This window comes from Pseudomonas sp. KB_12, from assembly GCF_052114545.1.
Classification (GTDB): domain Bacteria; phylum Pseudomonadota; class Gammaproteobacteria; order Pseudomonadales; family Pseudomonadaceae; genus Aquipseudomonas; species Aquipseudomonas brassicacearum.
In genome coordinates, this window is the sequence record NZ_JBFREY010000006.1 from 194,906 (window position 1) to 217,827 (window position 22,922).

Genomic DNA, 22,922 nt, shown 5'->3' on the forward strand with positions numbered 1-22,922 from the left:
AACACCTACCGTAAAAAAACCGTAAAATTTTTACATTCCCCATTGGTCTGTCATCGTCAGGACTGCGCGTTAACGCCTCCCCATCACGGCAGCTACGCGTTATCGCGCACGCTCTATACCAGCAGCCCAGCTAGGGATCGTGGCAATTTCCAGAGCATTTACGACAGCATCCCGCTAAGAACGGAACGCATCGACCTTGAGTCCAAACCGACTCATTTTGTTGTACAACCCACCCCGCGACACATTCAGCCGCTGAGCAGCCAGACGGATGTTTCCGCGCGTGTCTTTGAGGGCGGCAATGATGGCATTCATCTCATGGGTACCAAGATCCGGCGCCATCCGCGGCTCAGGGGCACTTCCCCATGTCGATGAGCGCCCTCGCTGCCTGATATCCAGGGCAAGATCGCTCGGTTCGATCAGCTCGGTTATCGCCAGGTTGGTCGCCCGCTCGATGACATTTTCCAGCTCACGAACATTGCCTGGCCAGTGATAGGCGCCGAGCATGTCCAGCGCCGCGGGCGAAAGGTCCTGCATCGACTTGCGTAGCGACCGGGCACATCGCGCAAGAAAACGCCGCGCCAGCAACGGCACATCTTCGCGGCGCATTCGCAGTGGCGGCACCGTCAGGTTCAACACGTTGAGCCGGTAGTAAAGGTCCTCGCGAAAGGCGCCTTCGGCCACTGCCTGGCTCAGGTTGCGATGGGTGGCGGCGATGATGCGCACGTTGACCCGCAGCGATTTTTTCGCCCCCACCCGTGTCACCTCGCCTTCCTGCAGGACACGCAGCAGGCTGACCTGTGCATCGAAGGACATATCACCGATTTCATCGAGGAAGATCGTCCCGCCATCGGCCAATTCGAACTTGCCTGCCGACCCACCGCGCGCCGCTCCGGTGAACGCTCCTTCGACATGACCAAACAGTTCGCTCTGCACCAGGTCACGGGGAATCGCCCCGCAGTTGACCGCCACAAAAGGCCCGCCACATCGATCGCTGCCATTATGGATGGCCTGGGCGAACAACTCCTTGCCAGTGCCGCTCTCACCGAGGATTAGCGTGGTCGAATCACTGCGACTGGCAACCCGCGCCAGGTGCAGTGCATCCTCAATCGCCTGTGAACGGCCAAGGATGGTTTCGAAGGTGTAGCTGGCCTGGGTGCCAATGATCCGCCGGGTGATTTCCCGGATGCGTCGGTTCTCGCGCAACGACACAATCCGCCCGCCTTGCTCCAGCGGGCAGACCGACACCAGGCAGGCCAGATGGCTGCGGTCGTGCAGCTCAAAGGTGCAGTCCAGGTCGCGCACGCCTTCCCCGCCCGCGAGCAGGACTGCATCGGTCAATTCGCTCTGGCCCAGGCTCTTGAACGGGCTGCCGAGCAGGTCATGGCCGACGCGAAACAACTGCCGAGCGTAATGGTTGAGCGCCTTGATGCAGCCCTGCTCATCCAATACCACCAAGCCCTCGTTGAGCACTTCAAGGACTGTCTGTTGTTCTTCCAGCAAGGCTTGCAGCGCCATCTGCCGCGAGACCGCCTCGGCCGCGGCCTGGACCGTGCCCAGCGTATGGAAATGAAACCAGCCGGGCTCTGCCGTCAAGGTCAACATGCCCAGCGTCCGGCCCTGGGCATCGCGGATCGGTGCGGCGGCGCAATGCATGCGACGCCGGCGCAGGCCAAGCCCGAAGTTTTCCTCGGCCAGCACATACACCAAACGGTCCTCGACAATAGCCAGCCCGGTGCAATTGGTGCCCTGTACCGACTCCAGCAATCGACTGCCAATGGGTGTGAGGTCCAGGCCACAGAAATACAACGTCGTGCCTTCGGCATCGGTCAGGTTGATATGGCCCCTGGGGTTATAGGCGAGCAAACCGCGCATGACTTGCGCCGCCGCGGCGATCAGCACCCGGTTGGCTGCCAGTGTCGCGGTCAGGTCGGCAGGCGCGACAAAACGGTACTCGCCGTCTTCCGGATCGAGGCCGGCATCGACGCTGCGCAACCAGGACTCCCAAATCACCCGGCGGATCCCGGCAGGCCGTTCGATAGCTCCCTGCAAGCACGCGCGCCAAGCCTCATCCAGCGCAGTGCCTGGCCCTTCGTTCAACGACGCAGGGCCCAGCGTGGTGAGGTAGTCACGGTCTTCGGCGCTCAATGCTGCAGGTTGCTGGTTCATATCCGGCCACATGTTCATATTTTCGACATGTCAGTATAGACATGTCATTTAAATGAACATTATTTTGAATAAAACCAAATAAATTCCCTTTAATATCAACTAGTTAATTATTGGCACAGCGCTTGCTCCCTACCTGGACAGACGAGGACATTCTTACCGCCGAGTCGTAAAAACAATAAAGGGAGTCATGTTCATGAGCACATCCAAGACCCTTCGCCTTGGCCTCATCGGCGCCGGCCGCATGGGCAGTTTTCACGGTCTGACCGCCGCCCGGCACATCCCCGGCGCCTGCCTCGCCGCCATCGCCGATCCTACCCCCGGCCAAGCCGCACGCCTGGCGGCAGAACTGGACGTGCAGAAGGTCTATACCGACCCACAGCAATTACTTGATGACCCGGACATCGACGCCGTGCTGATTGCCGCCCCGGCACGCAGCCATGCCGAATTGGTGATCAGTGCGGCCCGGGCCGGCAAAGGGGTGTTCTGTGAAAAACCGATGGCCATCACCCTGGACGAAGCTGACCGCGCCATCGCCGCCGCTGCCGACGCACGGGTGACGCTACAAGTCGGTTTCAACCGTCGCTTTGCCAAAAGTTTCCGCACCGCTCACCTGGACGTGGTTGCCGGCCGGATCGGTACGCCACAACTGCTGCGCTCGCTGACCCGCGACCCAGCGCTGAACAACCCGGCCGCCTCGCCGCAATGGGTGATCTTCCTGGAAACGCTGATCCATGACTTCGATACCCTGCGCTACCTGAATCCGGGCGCCGAGGCGGTCGAGGTTTTTGTGATGGCCGATGCCCTGATCGCCCCGGCCTACAAGGACAAAGGGTTTCTCGACACCGCGGTGGTCACGATCCGTTTCGATAACGGCGCCATCGCCACGGCCGAGGCCAATTTCCAGGCCGTGTATGGCTACGATGTCCGCGGCGAAGTGTTCGGCAGCGCTGGCATGCTGACCATGGGCAACGTCAACGACTCTGATTTGCTGCGGTACCTGGCCAATGGGGTCCAGGCCGATACCCAGCGCATGGACACCGACCTGCTGCGTGATGCCTATGTGGCCGAGCTCAACCACTTCGTCAGTTGCGTGCGCAGCGGCGAGAAACCTCTGGCCAGCGGTGAAGATGCACGGGCGGCACTGGCCATCGCCCGCGCCTGTATCGAATCCTTCCAACAGGGCAAAACAGTGCGTGTGCAAGGAGCGTTTTCATGAGCTTCACACCGTTCAAACTGGCGATCAGCGCCGAGATGGTTTTTCTCGACCTGCCCTTTATCGAGCGGGTCAAACGCATCCACGCGCTGGGCTTCAGCGTCGAGATATGGAACTGGACGAGCAAGGACATCCAGGCCCTTGTAGCGACCGGCGCGGATTTCACCTCCATGACCGGCTACATCTGCGGCAACCTGACCGATCCGGAGGCTATCCAGCAATTGCTCGACAGCGCCCAGGAATCCTTGGCCGTCGCCGCTCAATTGGGCTGCCCCAGCCTGAACCTGCATGGCACCGGCCTGGGCGACCAGGGGTTACCGGTCAAACCCGTGGCCCAGACAACCGGCCGCATGTGGTTGAGCGCCTGCAAGACGCTGGAAAAAATCGCCCGCCTGGGCGAAGACGCGGGTCGGGTATTCCTGTTGGAAAACCTCAATACCGAAGTCGACCACCCGGGTACGCCGTTCGCCCGCGCCGACGACACCCTGGCGTTGATCGAGGCCGTGGGCAGCCCGCACCTGAAGATGAACCTGGACCTCTATCACGCACAGATCGGCGAAGGAAACCTGATCGAACTGATCCAGCGCGCCGGCAGCGCCATCGGCGAGATCCAGGTCGCCGACGTCCCGGGGCGCATGGAGCCCGGTACCGGTGAAATCCATTATCCCGCCATTGCCAGGGCCTTGTTCGGCATGGGATACAGCGGTGTCGTCGGCCTCGAAGGCTGGGCCAGCGGTGACAGCGAGGTCGCGCTTGAGCGTTTCCGGCAGGCCTTCACGCTTGATGGATAAAGCTTTCGTCGAACTCAAAACGTGCGGCAGATTTTCATCTCTTGGTGACGTACAACTCATAACAACAAAAGGAAAACCATCATGCGTCGTTGCACACTGCTTTTCGCCACCCTGCTATTGCTGTTCAGCCAATGGGCCGCCGCCGACTATCGCATCGGCGTCAGCATCGCCAGGGTCGACGACAACTTCATGACCTACGTGCGTAATGGTCTGGACGAGGCCGCGAAAAAGGAAAACGTGAAGATCCTGTTCGAGGACGCCCAAGGCGATGTGGTGCGCCAACTCAACCAGGTCCAGGGCTTTATCAACCAGAAAGTGGATGCGGTCATTGTCCTGCCGGTGGACACCTCCGCCACGGCCAACATCACCCGCGCCGCGGTCGAAGCGAAGACGCCGCTGGTCTACGTCAACCGTCACCCGGACGAGCGCACCTTGCCCAAAGGCGTGGTCACGGTCGCGTCCAATGACATCGAGGCCGGACAGTTGCAAATGCGCTACCTGGCCGAAAAGCTCGGCGGCAAGGGCAACCTTGCGATCATCATGGGCGACCTGGCGCAAAACGCCACCCACGACCGCACCGAAGGCGTCAAACAGGTGCTCAAGGATTATCCCGGGATCAAGATTGTCGAGCAGCAAAGCGCCGAGTGGCAGCGCAACAAAGGGATGGACCTGACCAGCAACTGGCTATTGGCGGGCAGTCGTTTCGATGCCATCGTCGCCAACAACGACGAGATGGCCATCGGTGCGGCCATGGCCTTGCAACAGGCCGGCAAAACCAAGGGCGAGATCGCGATTGTCGGCATCGACGGCTTGCCTGACGGCCTGGCAGCGATCAAGCGTGGGATGCTGGTCGCCTCGGTGTTCCAGGACCCCAAGGCCCAGGCGACCAGTGCAGTACAGGCAGCGCTCAAGATGATCAAGGGAGAGCCGGTGGAAACGGACGTCTGGGTGCCCTTTCAGTTGATCAAGCCTGAGCAGTTGGCGGTGTTTGAACAACATTACAAGTAGCGACACGCTCGGCACTTCGCCGCAGTCCCGGCAAGGGATCAGCGGCGACTTGCACACTCAAATTCTATTTTTATTGAGCAACGCAGCGCGTTACATGAAACGCGCCGGGTCACTGCCCCAGCCGGGCCCAGAACGCTTCGGCAGATTGACTGAGCGGCGCGGATGGACGGGTCAGATGAATTTCCAGCGGTATGTCCCAGCTTTCGTCGAGCGCCCTGACTAAGCGCCCATCCAGCATTTCCTGCTCGGTGAGGCTCTTGGGCAACCAGGCCACGCCTTTGCTTTCCAGGGCCATGGACATCAGCACCGCTGCAAGGTGGCTGCTGAAAAGGGGTTTGAGGTGAAGGTAATCTTCTTTGCCACGCAGCCTGTGGGCGACGATACGCCCCAACCCAGACTCATGGGTGTAAGCCAGGTATGGCAATGCCGCAGGCGAGGTGCCGAAGTTGGCGGAGGCACTCGCCAGAGGAACAAGAACGTCTTCACCCACCTTCTTGCCGATGAACTGATCAGGGGCCAGTAGCGGTGGAACGTCGGGATGGCGGTGGCAAAGCAGAAACTGAACCTGGCCATGTATCAGCATCTGCTCACAGACAGCCATGCTATCGGAGTGCAGTTGCACAGCCTCGATGGGAGCACCGCTCTCCGAGCTTCGAAGCCACCTGGGAAAAAATGTAAACGACAGGGAATGCGTTGCCGCAAACTGAAGCGACCTGGCAGCCATCCCAGCAACCTCTTGAGCCTCGTTGCGCATTCTGTACAAGCGCCTGGCAGCCTCCTGGGCACTCGGCAAAATTTGCCTGCCGGCTTCAGTCAGTGTCGCGCCTTGAGGCGTTCGAACGAACAATTGCACGCCCATCCAGCTCTCCAGCGAGCGCACTCTGCGACTGAATGCCGGCTGGGTAACGTGCCGCGCTTCAGCCGCCCGAACGAAGCTGCCGTACTCCGCAAGCGCTGAAAAATCCTCAAGCCAAACGAGTTCCAAGGGCCATGCCTCCTGTGCATAGGGTGCGGCATTAATAGCATTGGGCGGGTGACATCGCAAAGCCTAACGTGGGGCCACAAACAACAAGAGGACCCCGCCATGCGCATCGTAGACATTCGTGAAAAAACTGTTTCCATTGCCTCCCCAATCGCTAACGCCTACATCGATTTTTCGAAGATGACGTGCTCGGTTGTCGCTGTCATCACAGATGTGATTCGCGACGGAAAGCCTGTCATCGGCTACGGCTTCAACTCCAATGGACGCTATGGCCAGGGCGCATTGATGCGTGATCGTTTCCTGGCGCGCATTACGGAAGCGGATCCAGACACGCTCATCGACCATGCCAACAACAACCTGGACCCGTTCGCCATCTGGAAAACCTTGATGACCAACGAAAAGCCAGGCGGCCACGGCGAGCGCTCGGTCGCAGTGGGCACCATCGACATGGCCGTATGGGACGCCGTCGCCAAGATTGAAGGCAAACCGCTGTATCGCCTGCTGGCCGACCGTTACCGTAACGGCGTGGCCGATGACAAGGTCTGGGTCTATGCAGCGGGCGGCTACTACTACCCTGGCAAAGACCAGACCAAGCTCAAGGCGGAAATGCAGAGCTATCTGGATCGTGGCTACGACGTCGTCAAGATGAAGATCGGTGCGGTGCCGCTGGACGAAGATATCCGTCGCATCGAAGCGGTACTCGAAGTGGTTGGCGACGGTCGTCGACTGGCCGTCGATGCCAACGGTCGTTTCGATCTGCAGACCGGTATTGCTTACGCGGAAGCCATCAAGAAGTACAACCTCTTCTGGTACGAAGAGGTCGGTGACCCGCTTGACTACGCCTTGCAGGCCGAGCTTGCAAATCACTATGAACTGCCCATGGCCACCGGTGAAAACCTGTTCTCCCATCAGGACGCCCGCAACCTGCTGCGCCACGGCGGCATGCGCCCCGATCGCGACTACCTCCAGTTCGACTGCGCGCTGTCCTACGGGCTTGTGGAGTACATGCGCACCCTCAAGGTGATGGAAGAAATGGGTTGGTCTTCCCGTCGCGTAGTTCCGCATGGTGGTCACCAGATGTCCCTGAACATCGCAGCAGGTCTGCACCTTGGCGGTAACGAATCGTACCCGGATGTGTTCCAGCCTTTCGGTGGCTTCGCTGACGGGATCCAGGTGGAAAACAGCTATGTCGGCCTGCCGGATATTCCAGGTGTTGGCTTCGAAGCCAAGTCCGCTTTGTACGCTGTAATGCGTGAGTTGAGCGAAGGCTGATCACCCTCGACCTGCGGTCTCTGTGCAAGGGGCCGCAGCACCAGGCAGGCATCGCCCACCAACGTCAAGCCACATGCCCATCACAAAAATAAAATGAGGTGCTTCCGTGGAAATCTCCAAATCCCGCTGGTATGGCCAGCTGTATGTGCAAGTACTCATCGGCATCGTGATCGGTGCAGCAATCGGTTACTTCCTGCCAGATATCGGAGCCAAGCTCCAACCCTTTGCCGATGGCTTCATCAAACTGATCAAAATGCTGTTGGCGCCCATTATTTTCGGTACGGTCGTTGTCGGTATCGCAAAGATGGGCAGTATCAAGGAAGTCGGCCGAATTGGCGTAAAAGCGCTGATCTACTTCGAGATTCTTTCAACCATCGCCCTGGTCGTCGGCCTTATTGTGGTCAACATCGTGAAGCCTGGCGTCGGCATGAACATCAACGCCAGCGCGCTTGATGGAAGTGCCATTAGCAAATACAGCCAAGCTGCCAGTGAGCAAGGCGGCGCCATCGATTTCTTTCTCAATATCATCCCGCAAACCTTCATCGGCGCCTTCTCCAATGGCGTCATGCTTCAGATCATCCTGCTTTCGGTATTGATGGGTATAGCCCTGGTTCAAATGGGCGAAACCAGCAAGCCGTTGATCAACACCATTGATCTGTTCCTGCAAGGCCTGTTCAAGGTCGTTGCAATGGTCATGCGCCTGGCTCCGATTGGTGCCGGTGCCGGCATGGCTTTCACTATTGGCAAATACGGGATTGGGACCTTGCTGTCACTCGGCCAATTGCTGGTCGCGCTCTACATCACGACCTTGATTTTCATCGTGGTAGTGCTGGGTTCGGTTGCTCGATGGTCGGGCATGCCGCTGATGCAATTTCTTCGTTATTTCAAAGATGAGATTCTCATCACGCTTGGCACCTGCTCAACCGAAGCCGTGCTGCCGCGCATGATGGTGAAGCTTGAAAAGCTTGGCTGCAAAAAATCCGTCGTGGGCATGGTGTTGCCTACGGGGTACACCTTCAATGCGGATGGCACCTGCATCTATCTCACCATGGCCGCCATCTTTATCGCCCAGGCGACCAATACGCCACTGACCTTTGTGGATCAGATAATTCTGCTGGGCGTATTCCTGCTGACCTCAAAAGGCTCGGCTGGCGTGGCGGGCGCGGGCTTCGTAACGCTGGCTGCAACGCTCACAACCATCCACTCCATTCCCCTGGTAGGCCTGGTTTTGCTCTTGGGCATTGACCGGTTCCTCAACGAAGCGCGAGCCGTTACCAACCTGATCGGTAACGGCATCGGCACCATCGCCATTGCCAAGTGGGACAACTCGTTCGATGTCGAGGCCTGCGAGCGTGAAATCGCCGCCATGAAACACGACAAGGCAGCAAGAAAGGCATGGCTGGCACAAAAGTAATCGGCAAAACGCACCGGTCATGCCGCTTCGAACACGGCATGACCGGCCGTGGTGCAGCGGCAGTAATCTTGCGCTGTCGTTTGATAGACGATCTTGATAGCCGCTCTACTTCCCTGCGGTCACTCAGGGCTGGACGGTTTTCTTCTTCAGGCTTTCGGGACTGCCAGCACATAGACCATCCATGACCAGGTCCATCAATCTGGCGAGACGTGAGCGCCATTCGCTCTGGGAATCTATTTGCCATATTCCGGCAGTGGCTAGAAAAAAGTCGTCGTGGGTCACCCCGCTACGAATCGTTCCAGCCTTTTCATTTGCCCTCAAAAGCAACTCGGCGGCTGCCTGGACGGGGGCGTATCCCGACTTCCCTGGGAACTCGTAAGTAGAGGCTGCTTGCCGAATCGCGGTCGCAAGTCCGGACTTTGTCATTGCATATTCAACGAGGCAATCCATCCATTCTCGCAGGGCCTCCTTAGGTGGTTTTGTAGCGAGCAGTTGTTCGGCCAGCGAGGCCACTTGCTGCATTTCGAATTGATAAACCTCGAATACCAGCGCCTCTCTGTTGGCGAAATGGCGATAGAACGTGCCCTGCCCCACGCCGGCTTTCTTCGCAATCGCGCTCAGCGGGACCGCGGGATCGAGCGTCAGCTCTGCCACGGCGACCTTCAGAATTCGTTCTCGGTTTTTCTTGGCGTCAGAACGCATCGCCAATTCTTCATTCCTGGGCAAAGTTTTTTCCTTCGCTGCATTGCAAAGCGGACAGTTGTCCGGTAGTTTTTTCAGCAAGTGGACAGTTGTCCGCTTGAATACCCTTACCGGAGTTTACTATGAACAGCACTGGCAACACGATCCTGGTTACCGGCAGCACCTCAGGCATCGGCCTTGGTCTGGCGCTCAGGCTTCACAAGGCGGGAAACAACGTCATCATCGCGGGACGGCGCAAGGCTCTGCTCGACAAGATCGTGTCGGAACATCCAGGTCTTGAATCGGTATTGCTGGACGTCTGCGATCCACAATCCATCCAGCGCACCAGCGAAGCGCTGGCGATCAGTCACCCGAATCTGAACGTGCTCATAAACAACGCGGGCATCATGCACTGGGAGGACCTGACTGATCCGCAATACCTGGGCACCGCCGAAGATATCGTGACAACGAACTTGCTCGGCACGATTCGCATGGTGTACGCATTCACTCCCCAACTGATCAAGCAGCCCAGTGCAACGATCATCAATGTCAGTTCGGCCTTGGCATTCGTCCCGCTGCCTGCGACACCGACCTACAGCGCAACCAAAGCGGCCGTTCACTCGTTCACTCAAAGTCTTCGCGTGCAGTTGGAGGACTCGTCAGTTGAGGTTATCGAGCTTGCGCCACCGGGTGTACGTACCACTTTGCTGGGGCAGGAGAATGACGAACACGCCATGCCCTTGGAGGAGTTTTTGAATGAAATCTTCGAGCTACTCGAGATTACCCCGACCCCACGGGAACTTGTCGTCGAACGCGCTAAACCATTGCGGCTTGCTGAAGCGAACGGTGCCCATGATGAGATATTGAACATGCTTGCGGGATACAAAGCACCGGCAGAATGAGGTTAACCATGTCGGTAGCACCTGCCTCGACGGGGCACCGTTTGTGGGTAACTGAATAGTTTGATAGGCGAGGAAGTCATTGAAATGAAAATCGGAATTATCGGCGCGRGTAACATCGGGGCTACCCTTGCCCGTAAGCTCGCTGCGTGCGGCCATGAGGTCAAACTGGCAAACTCGAAGGCCCCTCGGAGCCTTCAGAACCTTGCCAATGAAATCGGCGTACAGGCGGTAACCAAGGAAGAGGCGGTGTCCGAGGTGGACGTTGTTATCCTCTCGATCCCCTTCGCGAAATACCCTGATCTCAAGCAGACGTTAAGTCATGTTCCCGAGCAAGTCGTCGTCATTGACACATCCAATTACTATCCGGGACGGGATGGGGCAATCAAGGAAGTTGACGACGGCAAACCCGAGAGCGTCTGGGTAAGCGAGCAGATTGGCCGCCCGGTCGTTAAGGCATGGAACGCCCTCCTCGCTGCGACGCTTGCCGACAAAGGCCAACCCGCCGGGTCCTCAACACGCATCGCCTTGCCTGTCGCTGGGGATGACGCCAATGCCGAGGCAATCGCGCAGGATCTCGTCGAGGATACCGGTTTCACCGCGCTTGCCGCTGGCAGCCTTGAGGGCTCATGGCGCCAGCAACCAGGTACCCCTGCGTACTGCACCGAACTCACGTTGCCGGCGCTGAAATCGGCCTTATGTGCGGCTGATAAAACGAAGGCGCCTCAAAACCGGGACGCACTTCTGGCCAAGTTCATGGCGCCCGGCAGCCAGTTCACGCATGAGCAAATTGTTACCACTAATCGTGCAATGACAGCCTGACTACTGGATCAGGCATCACTACTCCCGCCCCCTGCAATACAAACGAAAAGCCACTATGGGTGCCACTGCCTGACTGGGTCCCCTGTGGGAGCAGGGTCAGCTTGCAGTGATGTTGGATGTACCGACGCTATCGCGAGCAAGCTCGCTCCCACCGAGGTTCTCGGGTGCTCATGGCTGCGTTACGGCAAAATTGTCTCCACCAAGAGTACAGGCCAGCCTTAGCATTACGCAGCGCGATGAAATTTATTGCAGACCCGGATATGCTAAGGCGCCATCCCCCCGGCTGGCCTGGCTTGCAAGGAATGCGTCATGGAGTTCGTGGTTCATAGCTATTGCCTGAAAGGCGCACGCCAGGAGCCTTTGCTGCCCCCTGTCACCCTGACACCGAGTTCGTTGACCTTGACGGTCGCCGAACTCATTCGCCTGACCGTGGCCGAACAGATCGCCGCGCTGTCGGTCCAGCACTGCCTGGAACAAGCGTCGATGCGTGAAGTGCTCGATCGCCAATACCTGAGCGAGCGGGAGGTTCTTCAGCAAGCCAGTGAAGGCGCGGTGGTCATGCCTCAGGCCAGCGCGGCTCCAGACCTGGATGTCGGCGTTGAGATCGAACGAGCCTTGAAGGGTTTTGAAGCGCGTGCGTTCCGCGTGCTGCACAACGGCGTCATGCTGCAAAGTCTCGCTGAGACAATCGAATTGAGCCCCCCTTCCACGCTCGCGTTTATCCGCCTCGTGCCGCTGATTGGCGGTTGATCTTCGTCGTTCACTTCCCTCGGATACCCTCATGCAATCACGCCGTCCTGTGCCCGAACAAGCCACACGCCTCGCTGCGCTGCGAGCATTCTGTGATAGCGCGTTGGATGACTATCCCGAGCTCAGCCAATATGACCAATTCGAGCCCGATTTCTGGGACGGCATCGACTGCCTGCGCATAGCCGCTGACTGGGTCAGGCAGCATCCCCAGGAGGGGCCCAAAGCGCTGGCTGATGGTTTTGTATTCCCGACCGTTTGGGACGATCTGGAGGACCGCCGCGATCAACAGCGCTATGGCCTGCAATATCGACTCTGCGATGCGTGGATCACGGCTCACCCGGATGCCTATTCACTGGCGCAGATCTGCGCGCGACTGCAGCACATGCTGCAATTTGCTTTCGAGGACAGTGACTATCCATTGCCCACTGACGAAGATGGCCCGGCCTATTACCGAAGAAGCCCGGATCAGGCCTGGGCCTTGCCTGACGTCCCGGCGTGCATCAATCGCCTGAGCAATTACCCGCCCACCCCGGCCTGGCAGGCCTTCGCCGAATGGTTGCTGGACGGCAGCTGGAACCGCGAGCAGCCCCCTTCAGCGCCCTGTGACGAACAAAGGAAAATCGCCGACGCGTATATCTACGTGCACAAGGAAATCCAGCGCATCGCTCTGGGCCTGCTGGAAGCGGGCCGCCTCGATTACCCTCGCTTCGTCCGGGCGGCCAATACCTGGGGCCGCGCCATGATGTTCTACGCCGACGACGCCGGGCTGGACAGCGATGATGTGGACCTGGATCGCTACGCCGAGGAAGCGTTCGACGAGGACGATTCAAACGACGAGGCCCCGGAAGACGAAGGCCTCGATGATGAGTCGTCCCTGAGCGATGAGCCCCTCACTGAAGAAGCTGCTGCGGTGCCCCCTGAACTGGTGAACTTCACCGTTCGTTATGTCGAGGACGCCCTGGCTGGATTGCCCGCTAACGCCGAGAAGCTGGCTGACACCTTCCGTTCGGTAGAGGTGTATCAGACCCGCTGGTTGTTGCAGGCCCTGGCGGTCGTCGAACGACTGGGCATGACGCCGGATAACTTTCTCGACGGATTCGGCTACACGGCCGCGGTGCTCGAACGCTTCCTGTCGCTTCAGCAATTGCCCAGGAACCCATCGGCAGAGCTGCTCGCGGCGCTGACCGGTTTTTCCAGAAATAGCCTGCTGACCGCCCTGCCCTACGCCGGACAAGCCAGCCGAGTGGTGCTCGACGCGCTCGGTTGGAGTGATCTGCAAGCCTTCCAGCGTGAATACCTGAACATTGCCCTGGCACCTCAATCCGGCTGGGGCACCGACCTGCCCAATACGCTGGATGAAACCGTGGGTGTGGTGGACCGCTACCTGCTGGACAAGGCATTGGCCGAGGCCGACCCCGACCACCTGCGCGAATACCTCGCGGCACTCGAACCCTCGCACTGGGCGTTTCCCGAGACGCGTGTGCTGCTCGACGCCTACCAGGGCATCGGTCGACCGGCGCTGGAAAAGAAATTGTCCCGCCACGCACAGCCGGCAATGCGCATCTACGGCCTGCTGCCCGTCACGGGGCCGGACGACGTACGCCAGCGCTATCTGACGCTCAAGAAACTGCACAAAGAGGTGCGCAAATACGGCGCTCAACGCCAGGCCAACTCCCACGCAGCGGTGCAGGCAGGCCTGGAAAACCTGGCGCGTGTCGCCGGTTACCCCTCGGCGATTCGCCTGGAGTGGGCCATGGAATCGCAGATCGCCGAATCCGCGCTGACGGCCGCCACCATCGATGGCTATGACATCACGCTCGTCATCGACGGCTTGTCGCCCTCGTTGCACATCTGCAAAGCCGCAAAGACACTCAAGACCGCACCGCCTGCGGTGCGCAAAAACCCAGACTTCATCGCCCTCAAAACGCAGCAAACCCAGCTCAAGGAACAGATCGCGCGCTTCTGCCGCACCCTGGAAGCGATGATGAGCAGCGGTGAAACCCTGGCTCTGGACGATCTGAAGCCGCTGTTGAAAATGCCCGCGGTTCGCCTGCTGCTCGAACAGCTGATTGTGCAGGCCGACGACGCTGCGCTGGGCTGGCTCGATGCCGCAACGCTGACGGTGACTGACCTGGAAGGCCGCCAACATGTCGCTGAAAGGACGCTGCGTATCGCTCACCCTTTTCATCTGTTCACGGCCGGACAACTGTCGGCCTGGCAGAAAGAAGTGGTGACCCATCGCCGCGTGCAGCCGTTCAAACAGGCCTTTCGCGAGCTGTACCTGTTAACTCCTGCTGAGCGAGACACCGGCCTGTGGTCCAACCGCTTTGCCGGTCACCGCCTCAAAGGTAAAGTCGCCGCCCGGTTGCTGCAGGTCCGCAACTGGTCGACCTCAAGCGTCGAGGACATCTACTACGAGAGCAAAGAGCACGGCATCTTCGCCCTGTTCAACTTTCTGGACACCGGCCATTACCTCTCGGAAACAGAACACTTTACCTTCGACACGATTGCGTTCTACCGCGACCACAAAGCCCTACCCCTTGAGCAAGTACCACCGCTGCTGTTCTCGGAAATCATGCGCGACGCCGATCTGCTGGTCTCCGTGGCCCACACCGCGGACGACTACAGCACCAGCCAAGAAACCGTGCAACGACGCGCCGAACTGGTCGGTGAGTTGATTCAAGGGCTAGGGCTGCGAAACGTTAAATGTGAAGGACATTTTCTGCACATTACCGGCCAGCGTGCGAACTACCGCATTCACCTGGGCAGCGCGGCCATCCATATCGAACCTGGCAACTACCTGTGCATCGTGCCCGCAGGCAGCAGCTCCACGGAGTTCTACCTGCCGTTCGCCGACACCGACAGGAAAATGGCCGAGGTGCTGAGCAAGATGTTTCTGCTGCTGGACGACATGAACATAACCGACAGCCTGATACTGGAGCAGATACAGCGCGGCGGCTGATCTCGGCGCTCACCGCTTACTCAGCGGCGCATCAAGGGGAATATCGAGGATAAAGGTTGCGCCCTGTCCGGCCCCGTCGCTGCGCACGGTCAAGCTGCCACCCATTTCCTGGGCAGCCAGCGCGCAGCTGTGCAGGCCGAAACCGTGACCGTCCTTGCGCGTCGTGAAGCCATGGGAAAAGATCCGCGCCAAGTGCTCAGGCGCAATCCCATTACCGTTGTCGGCCACCGCGATACGCAATACTGCCCCGTCAGCGAGAGACGCGCTGAACGTGACGCATCGGCTGCGATCGATCACGCCGTCCAACGCCTGCTTGGCATTGTTGATCAGGTTCACCAGAATCAGCAGCATCCGGTGCCGGTCCAGGGGCAGCAGGGGCAAGTCGGCAATGTCCCTGACCACCGTCACTTCCTGGCGCGCCAGTAATCCAGCACTCATGCGCAAGGCATCGTCGATCAACTCTGCGACCGGCACTGTCTCGACAATACTGACGGCGACGGCATAGGACTGCTGGGCAGCGACAATGGTCTTGATGTGGTCAATGCCCTTGGTGAGTTGCACGAGTTCTTCGATGATGCCCTCTTGCTCTTGCGCCACCACTTTCGCCAGCTTGAGCAGGTAATCGGGCAGCATCTTTCCCTTGTGGTCTTTGGTGAGAAAATCGCTCAGGTCATGGACGTGTTCGCTCATCATTTGCGCCACCTTGCCCAGCCCCTGGGCTTTGGAGGTGCGCATCTGGCTGCTGACCAGTTCTGCCGATACGTTCACGCTGTTGAGGACGTTGCCGACGTTGTGCAGCACAGTCGTGGCGATTTCGGCCATGCCTGCCTGACGGGATTTTGCATTCAGTTCGGTTTGCACCTGGCTCATGCGCAGCGCCGCGCGTACGCGAGCCTTGAGCTCCAGCGGCGAGAAGGGTTTGGCGATATAGTCATCGGCGCCACTCTCCAGCCCGGAGACGCAGGCCTCGCTACCGCCGCGGGCGGTCACCAGGATCACGGGCAAATGGGCAAAACCGGCGCTGGCCTTGATCCTGGCTGTCAGGCCGAAGCCGTCGAGCTTCGGCATCATCACATCCGAGACGACGACATCGATGGGGTGGAGCTGCAGGAGTGCCCAGGCCTGCTCTCCATCAGTTGCGGTGGCGACGCTGTAGTCGTCGCGCAACAGCTCGCGGAGATAGCCAAGCATTTCCGGACTGTCGTCGACTACCAGCACCTTGGATCGCAAGGCGTGTTCCGGGTGCTGCTCGTCGTCTGCGCCTTGCGTCGTAGCTTGATCGTTGCGACCGCCAAGGCGACCGTCGTCGAAACGCAGGTGGCGCTGCTCGGTTGTGCTTGCTGTGCTCGGTGACGATCGCTCGTGCATATGGCTGGTTTCGGTCGGTACGGTGTTTGGCTCTGCCCCCAGCGGCAGTCGAACAAAGAAGCACGAGCCCTGCCCGGGCTCGCTGTTGACGCCGACTTCGCCCCCCATCAGTTTGACCAGATCCTTGACCAGGGCGAGACCGATGCCGGTGCCGCTGTAATGGCGCGTGGCGGAATTGTCGATCTGGGAAAAACGCTGGAACAGCAACGGCAGTTTGTCAGGCGCAATGCCAATCCCCGAGTCTTGCACCGCGAGCTCGAATCGCTCGCCATCAATCGCGGTCACTGCCAGGTGTACGGTGCCGCCAGCGGGCGTGAACTTGATGGCATTGCTCACCAGGTTGAGGAGAATCTTCTCGAAGTGCCGGGGGTCCAGGAACACCGTGCCAAGCGTGGGATCGATGCTGCAGGTCAAGGTGCAGCCTTTGCCCTCGGCCACCATGGCGGCATCCTCGGCCAGCACACCCACCGTCTTGCTCAAGTCAACTGGCATCGGACACAACTCGAACTTGCCCGCTTCGGCCTTGGAGAAATCGAGGATGTCGTTCACCCGGTTCATCAGGCGCAGCGCGTTGCGCTGGGCGCGGTCGACTTGCACATGCCAGTCCGCAGGCGGGGTGGTCGCCGCCGAGAGTTGTTCCAGGGGAGCGAGAATGAGGGTCAGGGGGGTGCGCAGTTCGTGGCTGACCGTGGCCACGAAATCGCTCTTTGCCTGGTTGGCCGTCTCGGCCTGGTTGCGCGCCTGAATGAGTTCGATGGCCTGCGCCTCCAGCACCTCGGTCTGGTGGTGCAGCGTGTCGGTCCGCTCGGCGACCATTCTCTCCAAAGAGGCCTGGACTTGCTGTCGCTCGGCTTCGGCCTCGGCCTCCAGCACCCGGATGCGCAGGGCATTCTCCTGGAACACCCGTACCGCGCGGGTCATGATTCCAATTTCATCGCCGCGTTCGGCGCTGGCGATCTCGGCGTTCAGGTCGCCGGCCGCAAGCCGGCGCATGACCGAGGCCAGGGCCACGATGGGCTGGGCGATGAATCGCGACGTGCTCCAGGCGATGGCGCCGGCCAGCAGGATGGCGACGGTACCGGCAACGATCGTCGCAAGCATGCCGCGATCATTGTGGATCAAGGCGTCGGAGCGCGCTTGGCCTGCGAAGCGCGCCACCAACAGGCCGGCGCTTCGTGCCTCGTTGCGAACCTGGTCGCGCGCGCCGCTCAAGGCGTTGCTCGCCTGATTAAACCGGGCGAATGCCGCCCGGTAGCCGGCAATTTGGTCGCTGACAGTCAGGGGGGTAGCCTTGGCTTGCAACCCCACGGACGAAGGAAGAACGCGCGCGAGACGGGAGAGCTCGTCGAGGATGCCGCCGACCGAGCCGGCAACCTCGGCCGACGGTGACAGGCGAAACGACAAGGTCTGCGCCTCCAGGGTGGCAACACGTTCGGCGAAACGCTTGGACAACGCGGCTGCGTTGTGCAACAAGCCGGTTGCTGCCTGAATGTCATTTTCGTCACGGGAAACATGCTCGTCCACTTCACCCAGAATGGCATCGAGGCGCTCGACCACACCCTCGACAGCGGCCAGATGCCGCAAAGCCTCGTCGCCCCGGAGCTTGGGCGCCTCGCCAAGGTGCTCGACCGCCTGGCTGACACCAGCGACCGCCGTCGCCAACTGGTCCAAAGTCGCTCGCTCCTGCGGCGCCTCCATCCACTCGCGCAATTGCTCGACCACCGGCGGGAGTGCCGCGCAGGCGTTGCGCGCCGCGGTGACGGCCGCCCCATCACCGGACACCAGCACCTTGGCCACATTGACGATGATGATCCGCTCGCCGTCGCGCAGGATATCCAGAATGCGATGGGCACTTTCGATGCCGCTCACCCGCGCCTCGTGCTCAGCGGCGCGGGCATCAATCCCCTTCAGTCCATCGGCGATGCCCTGTTCGACGAGGATCGTCGCCTCTCGCATCCGCCCATAATGGGCTGTCATGTTCTCCGTTTCGCCATCCATGGTCAGGGTCGCCGCTCGCAGGGTGGCGATTGCCGCGGCGAGCCGTTGCAGACTGCCCTTGAGCGATTGCGCCTCTGCCACCGGAATGGCGGTGAGGCCGGCGATAGCCGTCGCCACCATACCTTCGGCCTGGGACAGGCTTTCCTGGTCGCGGGTGGCGATGAAGTTTTCCACCCGCCCGGTGGCCCCGTTGACCGAGGCCAGAATTTCCGCGGAATGGCTGGCGGAATCCACCGCACGCACCATGCCTCGCAGGCCATAGAGGTTCACGAGCGATACCACCAGCATCAGGAACACCAGCGCGGCGACCGCCAGGCCAATCCTGACGGCAATGGGCCTGTCCGTGGAGGATTTGAATGTCAACATGGCGCCACGCCTCCTCGCTCCACGCCTGCCACTACTGCTTCGTCACCTCCGGCAAAGGCTTCGGCGCCGCCACATTGCTGATGGCCGCGTCGATCATCGCCGCAACGGAAGCCTGGCTGTAGAGAGGATTGGCAGCGCCGCCCACCGGCATCGTGGCGAGCCAGGTGTCCAGATCTTTCGCATCGATACGTACCAGCGGTACCTCGACGAACTTCGGCACCTGCTTGCCCGCCAGAATCTGCTGGGCCACCCAGAAACCCACCTGGGAGACGCTCGGGGAAGCGGAGACCGAAACGGTCTCGTAGCCATTGGCATCGCGCTCCTGTTTCCACAGGGCGAGTTCGTCCTGACGGTTCCCCATCACGATGATCGGCAAAGGGCGTCCCGCCGCCTTGAACGCCATGGCCGCGCCATAACCGTCACCGCCCTGAGTCGCGACGGCATCGATACTGGGCAGCGACGGCAGCGCCAGCGCCACCTCCTTGCGTGCGACAGAAGCCGTCCAGTTCCCGTATACCGTCTTGGCGAACTTCAGGCCTGGATAGTCGCCAGCGGCCTTGCGAATGCCGTCGCTGATGTTCTTGTCGGTGGCATCACCGGCAATGCCGCGAATCTCCAGCAGCGTTCCGTTCCCCTTGAGGCGCCCGGCGATATAGTCCATTTCCACGCGGCCCATGGCGGACCAGTTGTAGTCCACGGTATAGGCGCAGGGTTCGGTGACCAGGCTGGCCATGACGACCACCACGATGCCGGCGTTGCAGGCATCGCGGATCACCCCGTTGAGGGCCGTGTCGGACGCGGCCAGGATGACGATGGCGTTGGCACCCTTGACGATCATGTCCTGGATATGGGCCGCTTGTTCCGATGCCGAGTTATTGGCACTGATCACCGGAGCCTCGCGGATCAAGCCATCCTTTTGCGCCTGGACCGCAATCTCCTGCCAGTTGCGCACCATCACTTTGCGGAAATCGCTGCCCGCGTAAGAGTTGCTGAAGGCAATGCTATAGCTTGCGGTAGGGCCGCCGGCGATGCCGCCGTCGGCAGCGTGGGCTGGAGTGACAGCAACCAGCGCCAGCCCGGTCACGCAGCCGGCCAAGCGCCAGAAGATTTTGTGAGTGTTCGAAATGCGCCGATGGACACGCGTTACCAGACTGCGCATTCGACCATTCAGATAATAGAACCGGGCATGAAGAATCAGACACATACAGACTCCTTTCCTTGGTGGACGACAAGTGAAACCAGTACATTGCCTGCAGTGGCAATGAGCATAGTCTCAACGTGCCCGCTTCGCGCGGCCATGGAAGGATTTCAGCCAACTGAGCGCCTCACAAGGTCATACCGGGCTACAACACCTGGGTAAGCGAACGCGGGCCGGTGCTCAATATCGTCGTCCGCCCCGTTCTGGGTGAAAACCGAGCTGGCTTCGCAGTCCGACTAAATGCCGATTATTTCGCCCCGCAACATGCTTTTCACGAAATACCTACAATACGAAGCACAGATTGAACAGACAAAAGGATTTGACCCCATACAGAGAGCCCGTCATGCACGGGCTTTTTGTTGTCAGACATTCCAGCTGCCAAGCTCGCCACTTCTCGAATGGAGTCGACGAACATGCATGCAAGGTGATCCCCGTTTTCAGCGCCCTGTTTAAATTCAATGGCCTACGGCGGGATGATACCAATCTGCCTGTACATTTTTTGAGCACCCGTTAAAACGCTCTGCCTACTTGGCCTCAGCGCGGTTATCCACAGACATACACACGGATTTCTTGGATAACTGGATGGCATCGTGAAGGACTCCTGCCGTAGCGAACCTATGAAGTCAATGCCCCGTATTTCGCGAGCCGCAAACCCACCTTTAATGCCCCGACATTTTCAACGGATCACGTTCGGTGCATGACCACATCCAGCCCTTCCGCCTGGTCTGGTGCACGAAAGTAGCTCGTAATCAGATCGAATTCAGCATCACTGGCGGCGAAGTCATGCTCGGCACGCGCATTCCGGTGGTGCAGCCTTTGACGACAGATGTCATCTTCCACTTCGATGTAGTGAACACGGTGAGGGACTTCCGCAGCGTCAGCCAGGCTGCGTAGCCAATGACGATCTGCTGGAGTGTTGGCAGGAAAATCGAGAACCACGGGAGTCCCCGTCGAGAGCATGTCGATGACCAGCGGCCCCAGGACATCCCGGATCCGGTGCGCATGCAGGATGTAGTCCGCTACCGATTTGATCTGATCAGGGTAGAGCCTTGAAAGCCAGTGATCTTCGCTCAACAAAATGGCTGAATGCTCAGCCGTTAACGATCGGGCCAGCGTGGATTTTCCCGAAGCAATTTTACCGCACAAGAGGTGAAGTACAGGCGTGGGCATGGGACGTGTCCTTATGTCGAGGCCCGATAATGGCCCATCGAATATCGTGGACGCAAAGGGATTGGACACATCAACCCAAGTCAAAGCACCCGACCGGGAGATGACCGACCTCGGGCCTTGCATACAGATATCCCTGCATCAGCTCGATCCCCATGCCTAGAAGCGTCGAGCTTTCTTCACGGGTCTCGACACCTTCGGCGATGACCAGGATATCCAAGCGCCTGGCGACCAGGATGATGCCTTCGACGATCGCTTGTTTGACCGAGTCTTGATCGATGCCTCGGGTCAGTGCCATGTCAATCTTCAGCACCTGCGGCTGGAACATGGCCAGCAGGTTAAGGCCCGAATAGCCCGCGCCAAAATCGTCGACGGCAGTAATGAAACCCTGGCGCTCGTACTCCACGAAAATCGATTTGAGGTGCTCGGGGTCTACCACCTTCTCGCCTTCGGTCACTTCGAACATGAGCCTTTCTGGCGGAAAGTGGGTCAGGCGCGCCGCTTCCAGGGTGGCCCGGATACACGTCTCTGGCCGGTATACGGCGTTGGGCAGGAAGTTAATGCTCAGCAAGCAATCGGGAATCTCCAGCAGACCCAGCCTTGCGGCTTCCTCGATGGCTTTTACTCGGCAAGCCTGGTCGAATCGGTAGCGGTTGCTGTCGTTCACGAGCCCCAGGATGTAGCCAGCCGATTCGCCATTGACACCTCTGACCAACGCCTCATAAGCAAACGCAGCGTGTGTCCGGACGTTGAAAACAGGCTGGAAGGCCATGGTGAAATCAAACCCCAACGCCTCGTGATTGCGGCATTCGGCGCAGCCAAGCGATTGGAACGGAGGCCGTTTCGTCATGATCAATATTCCGTGGCGGTCGTGATACATTCCTGTGGTTACAAGGAACTGTAGCCGACACCACCTGAGTCGGTGCGAGCCGAAGTTTCTGAAGTGCTATCGGCCGGCCCCCCACCGCCCACCTTGATCGGTGCGACACGTATCAGGCACTGCTGATCCCAAATGCTCAATGCAGCTTAACGGTAAGGACACATACACATGAGCGTGCGAAAAATTCTAGTCACAGGTGCGGCGGGTCGGATTGGCACTGCTTTTTGGACAGCGCAAGCCGATAGATTGGATTTGCGTCTAGCTGATATAGATGTACAGAAATTTCCGCAATCCGCACAAAGTTTCTCTCTTGATGTCAGGGATCAGTCAAGCTGCCTTGAGGCCTGCGATGGCATCGACACCGTGATTCATCTAGCTGCCGACCCGAGTCCAGACGCTAACTTCATGACTTCCCTCCTGCCTGTAAATATTGTTGGCACCTACAACATGCTGTTCGCCGCGAAGGCACAAGGTTGCAGGCGGTTCATATTTGCGAGCAGTGCCCAAGCCATTGAGGGTTACCCGATGGACGTCCAGGTACATGAACATATGTCGCCCAGGCCAGGAAATCTTTATGGGGTCAGCAAAGCATTTGGGGAGGCTCTCGCATCGATGTATGCAAACGATGGTCAAATGACAACCATTGCAGTCCGCATTGCAAACGTAGCCGAGTTTCAGCATGGAGAGACTCACAGCCACAGAGATGTAGCTGCGTTTATCAGCGAGAGGGATGTCGTAGCGTTACTTAGAAGTTGCGTGGATGCAGAGCTGAACGGGTTCCATGTGGTTCATGGCGTATCAGACAATAGATACAAGCGCCTTTCCATTGATAAGACCCGAGAAGTTGTTGGTTACGCCCCCATCGACGACGGATTCGAGATTTTAGAGGGGCGTGCCCTCCCCTGATTGATTGGCTGGCTGAAAAGCACAAAAGCCTCAAAGCGGGATGATCTCAACACTCGCGGTCATGCCTGCGGCGAATTCA

At 59.3% G+C, this 22,922-nt stretch carries 17 protein-coding genes and 2 pseudogenes; 10 read left to right on the forward strand and 9 right to left on the reverse strand.

What is annotated here, in order from left to right:
- Positions 1-174: 174 nt before the first annotated feature.
- Positions 175-2,166 (reverse strand): sigma-54-dependent Fis family transcriptional regulator, encoded by a 1,992-nt coding sequence (locus AB4Z20_RS05575; RefSeq protein WP_442089486.1) that lies wholly within the window; start codon positions 2,164-2,166, stop codon positions 175-177.
- A gap of 193 nt (positions 2,167-2,359) precedes the next feature.
- Here AB4Z20_RS05575 and AB4Z20_RS05580 point away from each other — a divergent pair, with 193 nt between their 5' ends.
- The 3 genes from AB4Z20_RS05580 to AB4Z20_RS05590 all read left to right on the forward strand — a co-directional run bounded on the left by AB4Z20_RS05580 (position 2,360) and on the right by AB4Z20_RS05590 (position 5,178).
- Positions 2,360-3,382 carry a Gfo/Idh/MocA family oxidoreductase gene (locus AB4Z20_RS05580; protein WP_320390267.1) on the forward strand — a complete coding sequence of 341 codons (1,023 nt, stop codon included), beginning with the start codon at positions 2,360-2,362 and terminating at the stop codon, positions 3,380-3,382.
- Positions 3,379-4,170 (forward strand): TIM barrel protein, encoded by a 792-nt coding sequence (locus tag AB4Z20_RS05585; RefSeq protein WP_442089487.1) that lies wholly within the window; start codon positions 3,379-3,381, stop codon positions 4,168-4,170. The genes AB4Z20_RS05580 and AB4Z20_RS05585 overlap by 4 nt, the downstream gene beginning before the upstream one ends.
- An 81-nt stretch (positions 4,171-4,251) precedes the next feature.
- Entirely contained in the window at positions 4,252-5,178 is a 927-nt protein-coding gene (locus AB4Z20_RS05590) for a sugar ABC transporter substrate-binding protein (RefSeq protein WP_442089488.1), read from the forward strand.
- Between the two features lie 109 nt (positions 5,179-5,287).
- On the opposite strand, the gene AB4Z20_RS05595 is transcribed toward AB4Z20_RS05590, so the two are convergent.
- Positions 5,288-6,163: a LysR family transcriptional regulator gene (locus tag AB4Z20_RS05595; RefSeq protein ID WP_018600329.1), complete on the reverse strand. Its 876-nt coding sequence runs from the start codon at positions 6,161-6,163 to the stop codon at positions 5,288-5,290.
- Positions 6,164-6,262: 99 nt separating this feature from the next.
- Between AB4Z20_RS05595 and AB4Z20_RS05600 the strand changes: the two genes are divergently transcribed.
- Both AB4Z20_RS05600 and dctA read left to right on the forward strand, forming a co-directional pair.
- Positions 6,263-7,432, forward strand: coding sequence for a mandelate racemase/muconate lactonizing enzyme family protein (locus AB4Z20_RS05600; protein WP_253473592.1), 1,170 nt, complete (start codon positions 6,263-6,265; stop codon positions 7,430-7,432).
- A 106-nt stretch (positions 7,433-7,538) separates the two neighbouring features.
- On the forward strand, positions 7,539-8,846 hold the full coding sequence (gene dctA, locus AB4Z20_RS05605; RefSeq protein ID WP_442089489.1) for a C4-dicarboxylate transporter DctA: 1,308 nt from the start codon (positions 7,539-7,541) through the stop codon (positions 8,844-8,846).
- A gap of 123 nt (positions 8,847-8,969) precedes the next feature.
- Here the strand turns inward: dctA and AB4Z20_RS05610 are convergent, their stop codons facing one another.
- Positions 8,970-9,548: a TetR/AcrR family transcriptional regulator gene (locus AB4Z20_RS05610; RefSeq protein ID WP_442089575.1), complete on the reverse strand. Its 579-nt coding sequence runs from the start codon at positions 9,546-9,548 to the stop codon at positions 8,970-8,972.
- Between the two features lie 122 nt (positions 9,549-9,670).
- On the opposite strand from AB4Z20_RS05610, the gene AB4Z20_RS05615 reads away from it, so the two are divergent.
- The 4 genes from AB4Z20_RS05615 to AB4Z20_RS05630 all read left to right on the forward strand — a co-directional run bounded on the left by AB4Z20_RS05615 (position 9,671) and on the right by AB4Z20_RS05630 (position 14,960).
- A complete protein-coding gene (locus AB4Z20_RS05615) occupies positions 9,671-10,429 on the forward strand; it encodes an SDR family oxidoreductase (RefSeq protein ID WP_442089490.1) in 759 nt (252 codons plus the stop codon).
- 63 nt (positions 10,430-10,492) lie between these two features.
- Positions 10,493-11,248, forward strand: coding sequence for an NADPH-dependent F420 reductase (locus AB4Z20_RS05620; protein WP_442089576.1), 756 nt, complete (start codon positions 10,493-10,495; stop codon positions 11,246-11,248).
- Positions 11,249-11,557: 309 nt separating this feature from the next.
- Positions 11,558-11,998: a hypothetical protein gene (locus AB4Z20_RS05625; protein WP_253473580.1), complete on the forward strand. Its 441-nt coding sequence runs from the start codon at positions 11,558-11,560 to the stop codon at positions 11,996-11,998.
- A gap of 31 nt (positions 11,999-12,029) precedes the next feature.
- A complete protein-coding gene (locus AB4Z20_RS05630; protein WP_442089491.1) occupies positions 12,030-14,960 on the forward strand; it encodes a DUF4132 domain-containing protein in 2,931 nt (976 codons plus the stop codon).
- A gap of 9 nt (positions 14,961-14,969) precedes the next feature.
- Here the strand turns inward: AB4Z20_RS05630 and AB4Z20_RS05635 are convergent, their stop codons facing one another.
- The 6 genes and pseudogenes from AB4Z20_RS05635 to AB4Z20_RS05660 form a co-directional block, all read right to left on the reverse strand.
- The gene (locus AB4Z20_RS05635) at positions 14,970-15,830 is read right to left on the reverse strand and encodes a sensor histidine kinase (RefSeq protein WP_442089577.1); all 861 of its coding nucleotides are present in this window, start codon (positions 15,828-15,830) and stop codon (positions 14,970-14,972) included.
- A pseudogene (locus tag AB4Z20_RS05640) lies at positions 15,831-16,328 on the reverse strand (response regulator transcription factor); the annotation flags it as partial.
- A 51-nt stretch (positions 16,329-16,379) separates the two neighbouring features.
- Positions 16,380-18,692: pseudogene (locus AB4Z20_RS05645) on the reverse strand (ATP-binding protein); the annotation flags it as partial.
- A gap of 31 nt (positions 18,693-18,723) precedes the next feature.
- The gene (locus AB4Z20_RS05650; protein WP_253473570.1) at positions 18,724-19,896 is read right to left on the reverse strand and encodes an ABC transporter substrate-binding protein; all 1,173 of its coding nucleotides are present in this window, start codon (positions 19,894-19,896) and stop codon (positions 18,724-18,726) included.
- A gap of 678 nt (positions 19,897-20,574) precedes the next feature.
- Positions 20,575-21,060 carry an AAA family ATPase gene (locus tag AB4Z20_RS05655; protein ID WP_442089492.1) on the reverse strand — a complete coding sequence of 162 codons (486 nt, stop codon included), beginning with the start codon at positions 21,058-21,060 and terminating at the stop codon, positions 20,575-20,577.
- 70 nt (positions 21,061-21,130) lie between these two features.
- Positions 21,131-21,907 (reverse strand): EAL domain-containing protein, encoded by a 777-nt coding sequence (locus AB4Z20_RS05660; RefSeq protein WP_253473564.1) that lies wholly within the window; start codon positions 21,905-21,907, stop codon positions 21,131-21,133.
- 198 nt (positions 21,908-22,105) lie between these two features.
- On the opposite strand from AB4Z20_RS05660, the gene AB4Z20_RS05665 reads away from it, so the two are divergent.
- Complete coding sequence (locus tag AB4Z20_RS05665; RefSeq protein ID WP_320390259.1) at positions 22,106-22,843, forward strand: NAD-dependent epimerase/dehydratase family protein; 738 nt, start codon at positions 22,106-22,108, stop codon at positions 22,841-22,843.
- Positions 22,844-22,922 lie beyond the last annotated feature (79 nt).

Coding starts and splice junctions, on each gene's coding strand:
- AB4Z20_RS05575 (WP_442089486.1), bottom strand. CDS start 2,166: ATGAACCAGCAACCTGCAGCATTGAGCGCCGAAGACCGTGACTACCTC.
- AB4Z20_RS05580 (WP_320390267.1), top strand. CDS start 2,360: ATGAGCACATCCAAGACCCTTCGCCTTGGCCTCATCGGCGCCGGCCGC.
- AB4Z20_RS05585 (WP_442089487.1), top strand. CDS start 3,379: ATGAGCTTCACACCGTTCAAACTGGCGATCAGCGCCGAGATGGTTTTT.
- AB4Z20_RS05590 (WP_442089488.1), top strand. CDS start 4,252: ATGCGTCGTTGCACACTGCTTTTCGCCACCCTGCTATTGCTGTTCAGC.
- AB4Z20_RS05600 (WP_253473592.1), top strand. CDS start 6,263: ATGCGCATCGTAGACATTCGTGAAAAAACTGTTTCCATTGCCTCCCCA.
- AB4Z20_RS05610 (WP_442089575.1), bottom strand. CDS start 9,548: ATGCGTTCTGACGCCAAGAAAAACCGAGAACGAATTCTGAAGGTCGCC.
- AB4Z20_RS05615 (WP_442089490.1), top strand. CDS start 9,671: ATGAACAGCACTGGCAACACGATCCTGGTTACCGGCAGCACCTCAGGC.
- AB4Z20_RS05625 (WP_253473580.1), top strand. CDS start 11,558: ATGGAGTTCGTGGTTCATAGCTATTGCCTGAAAGGCGCACGCCAGGAG.
- AB4Z20_RS05630 (WP_442089491.1), top strand. CDS start 12,030: ATGCAATCACGCCGTCCTGTGCCCGAACAAGCCACACGCCTCGCTGCG.
- AB4Z20_RS05635 (WP_442089577.1), bottom strand. CDS start 15,830: ATGAGCCAGGTGCAAACCGAACTGAATGCAAAATCCCGTCAGGCAGGC.
- AB4Z20_RS05650 (WP_253473570.1), bottom strand. CDS start 19,896: ATGTGTCTGATTCTTCATGCCCGGTTCTATTATCTGAATGGTCGAATG.
- AB4Z20_RS05655 (WP_442089492.1), bottom strand. CDS start 21,060: ATGCCCACGCCTGTACTTCACCTCTTGTGCGGTAAAATTGCTTCGGGA.
- AB4Z20_RS05660 (WP_253473564.1), bottom strand. CDS start 21,907: ATGACGAAACGGCCTCCGTTCCAATCGCTTGGCTGCGCCGAATGCCGC.
- AB4Z20_RS05665 (WP_320390259.1), top strand. CDS start 22,106: ATGAGCGTGCGAAAAATTCTAGTCACAGGTGCGGCGGGTCGGATTGGC.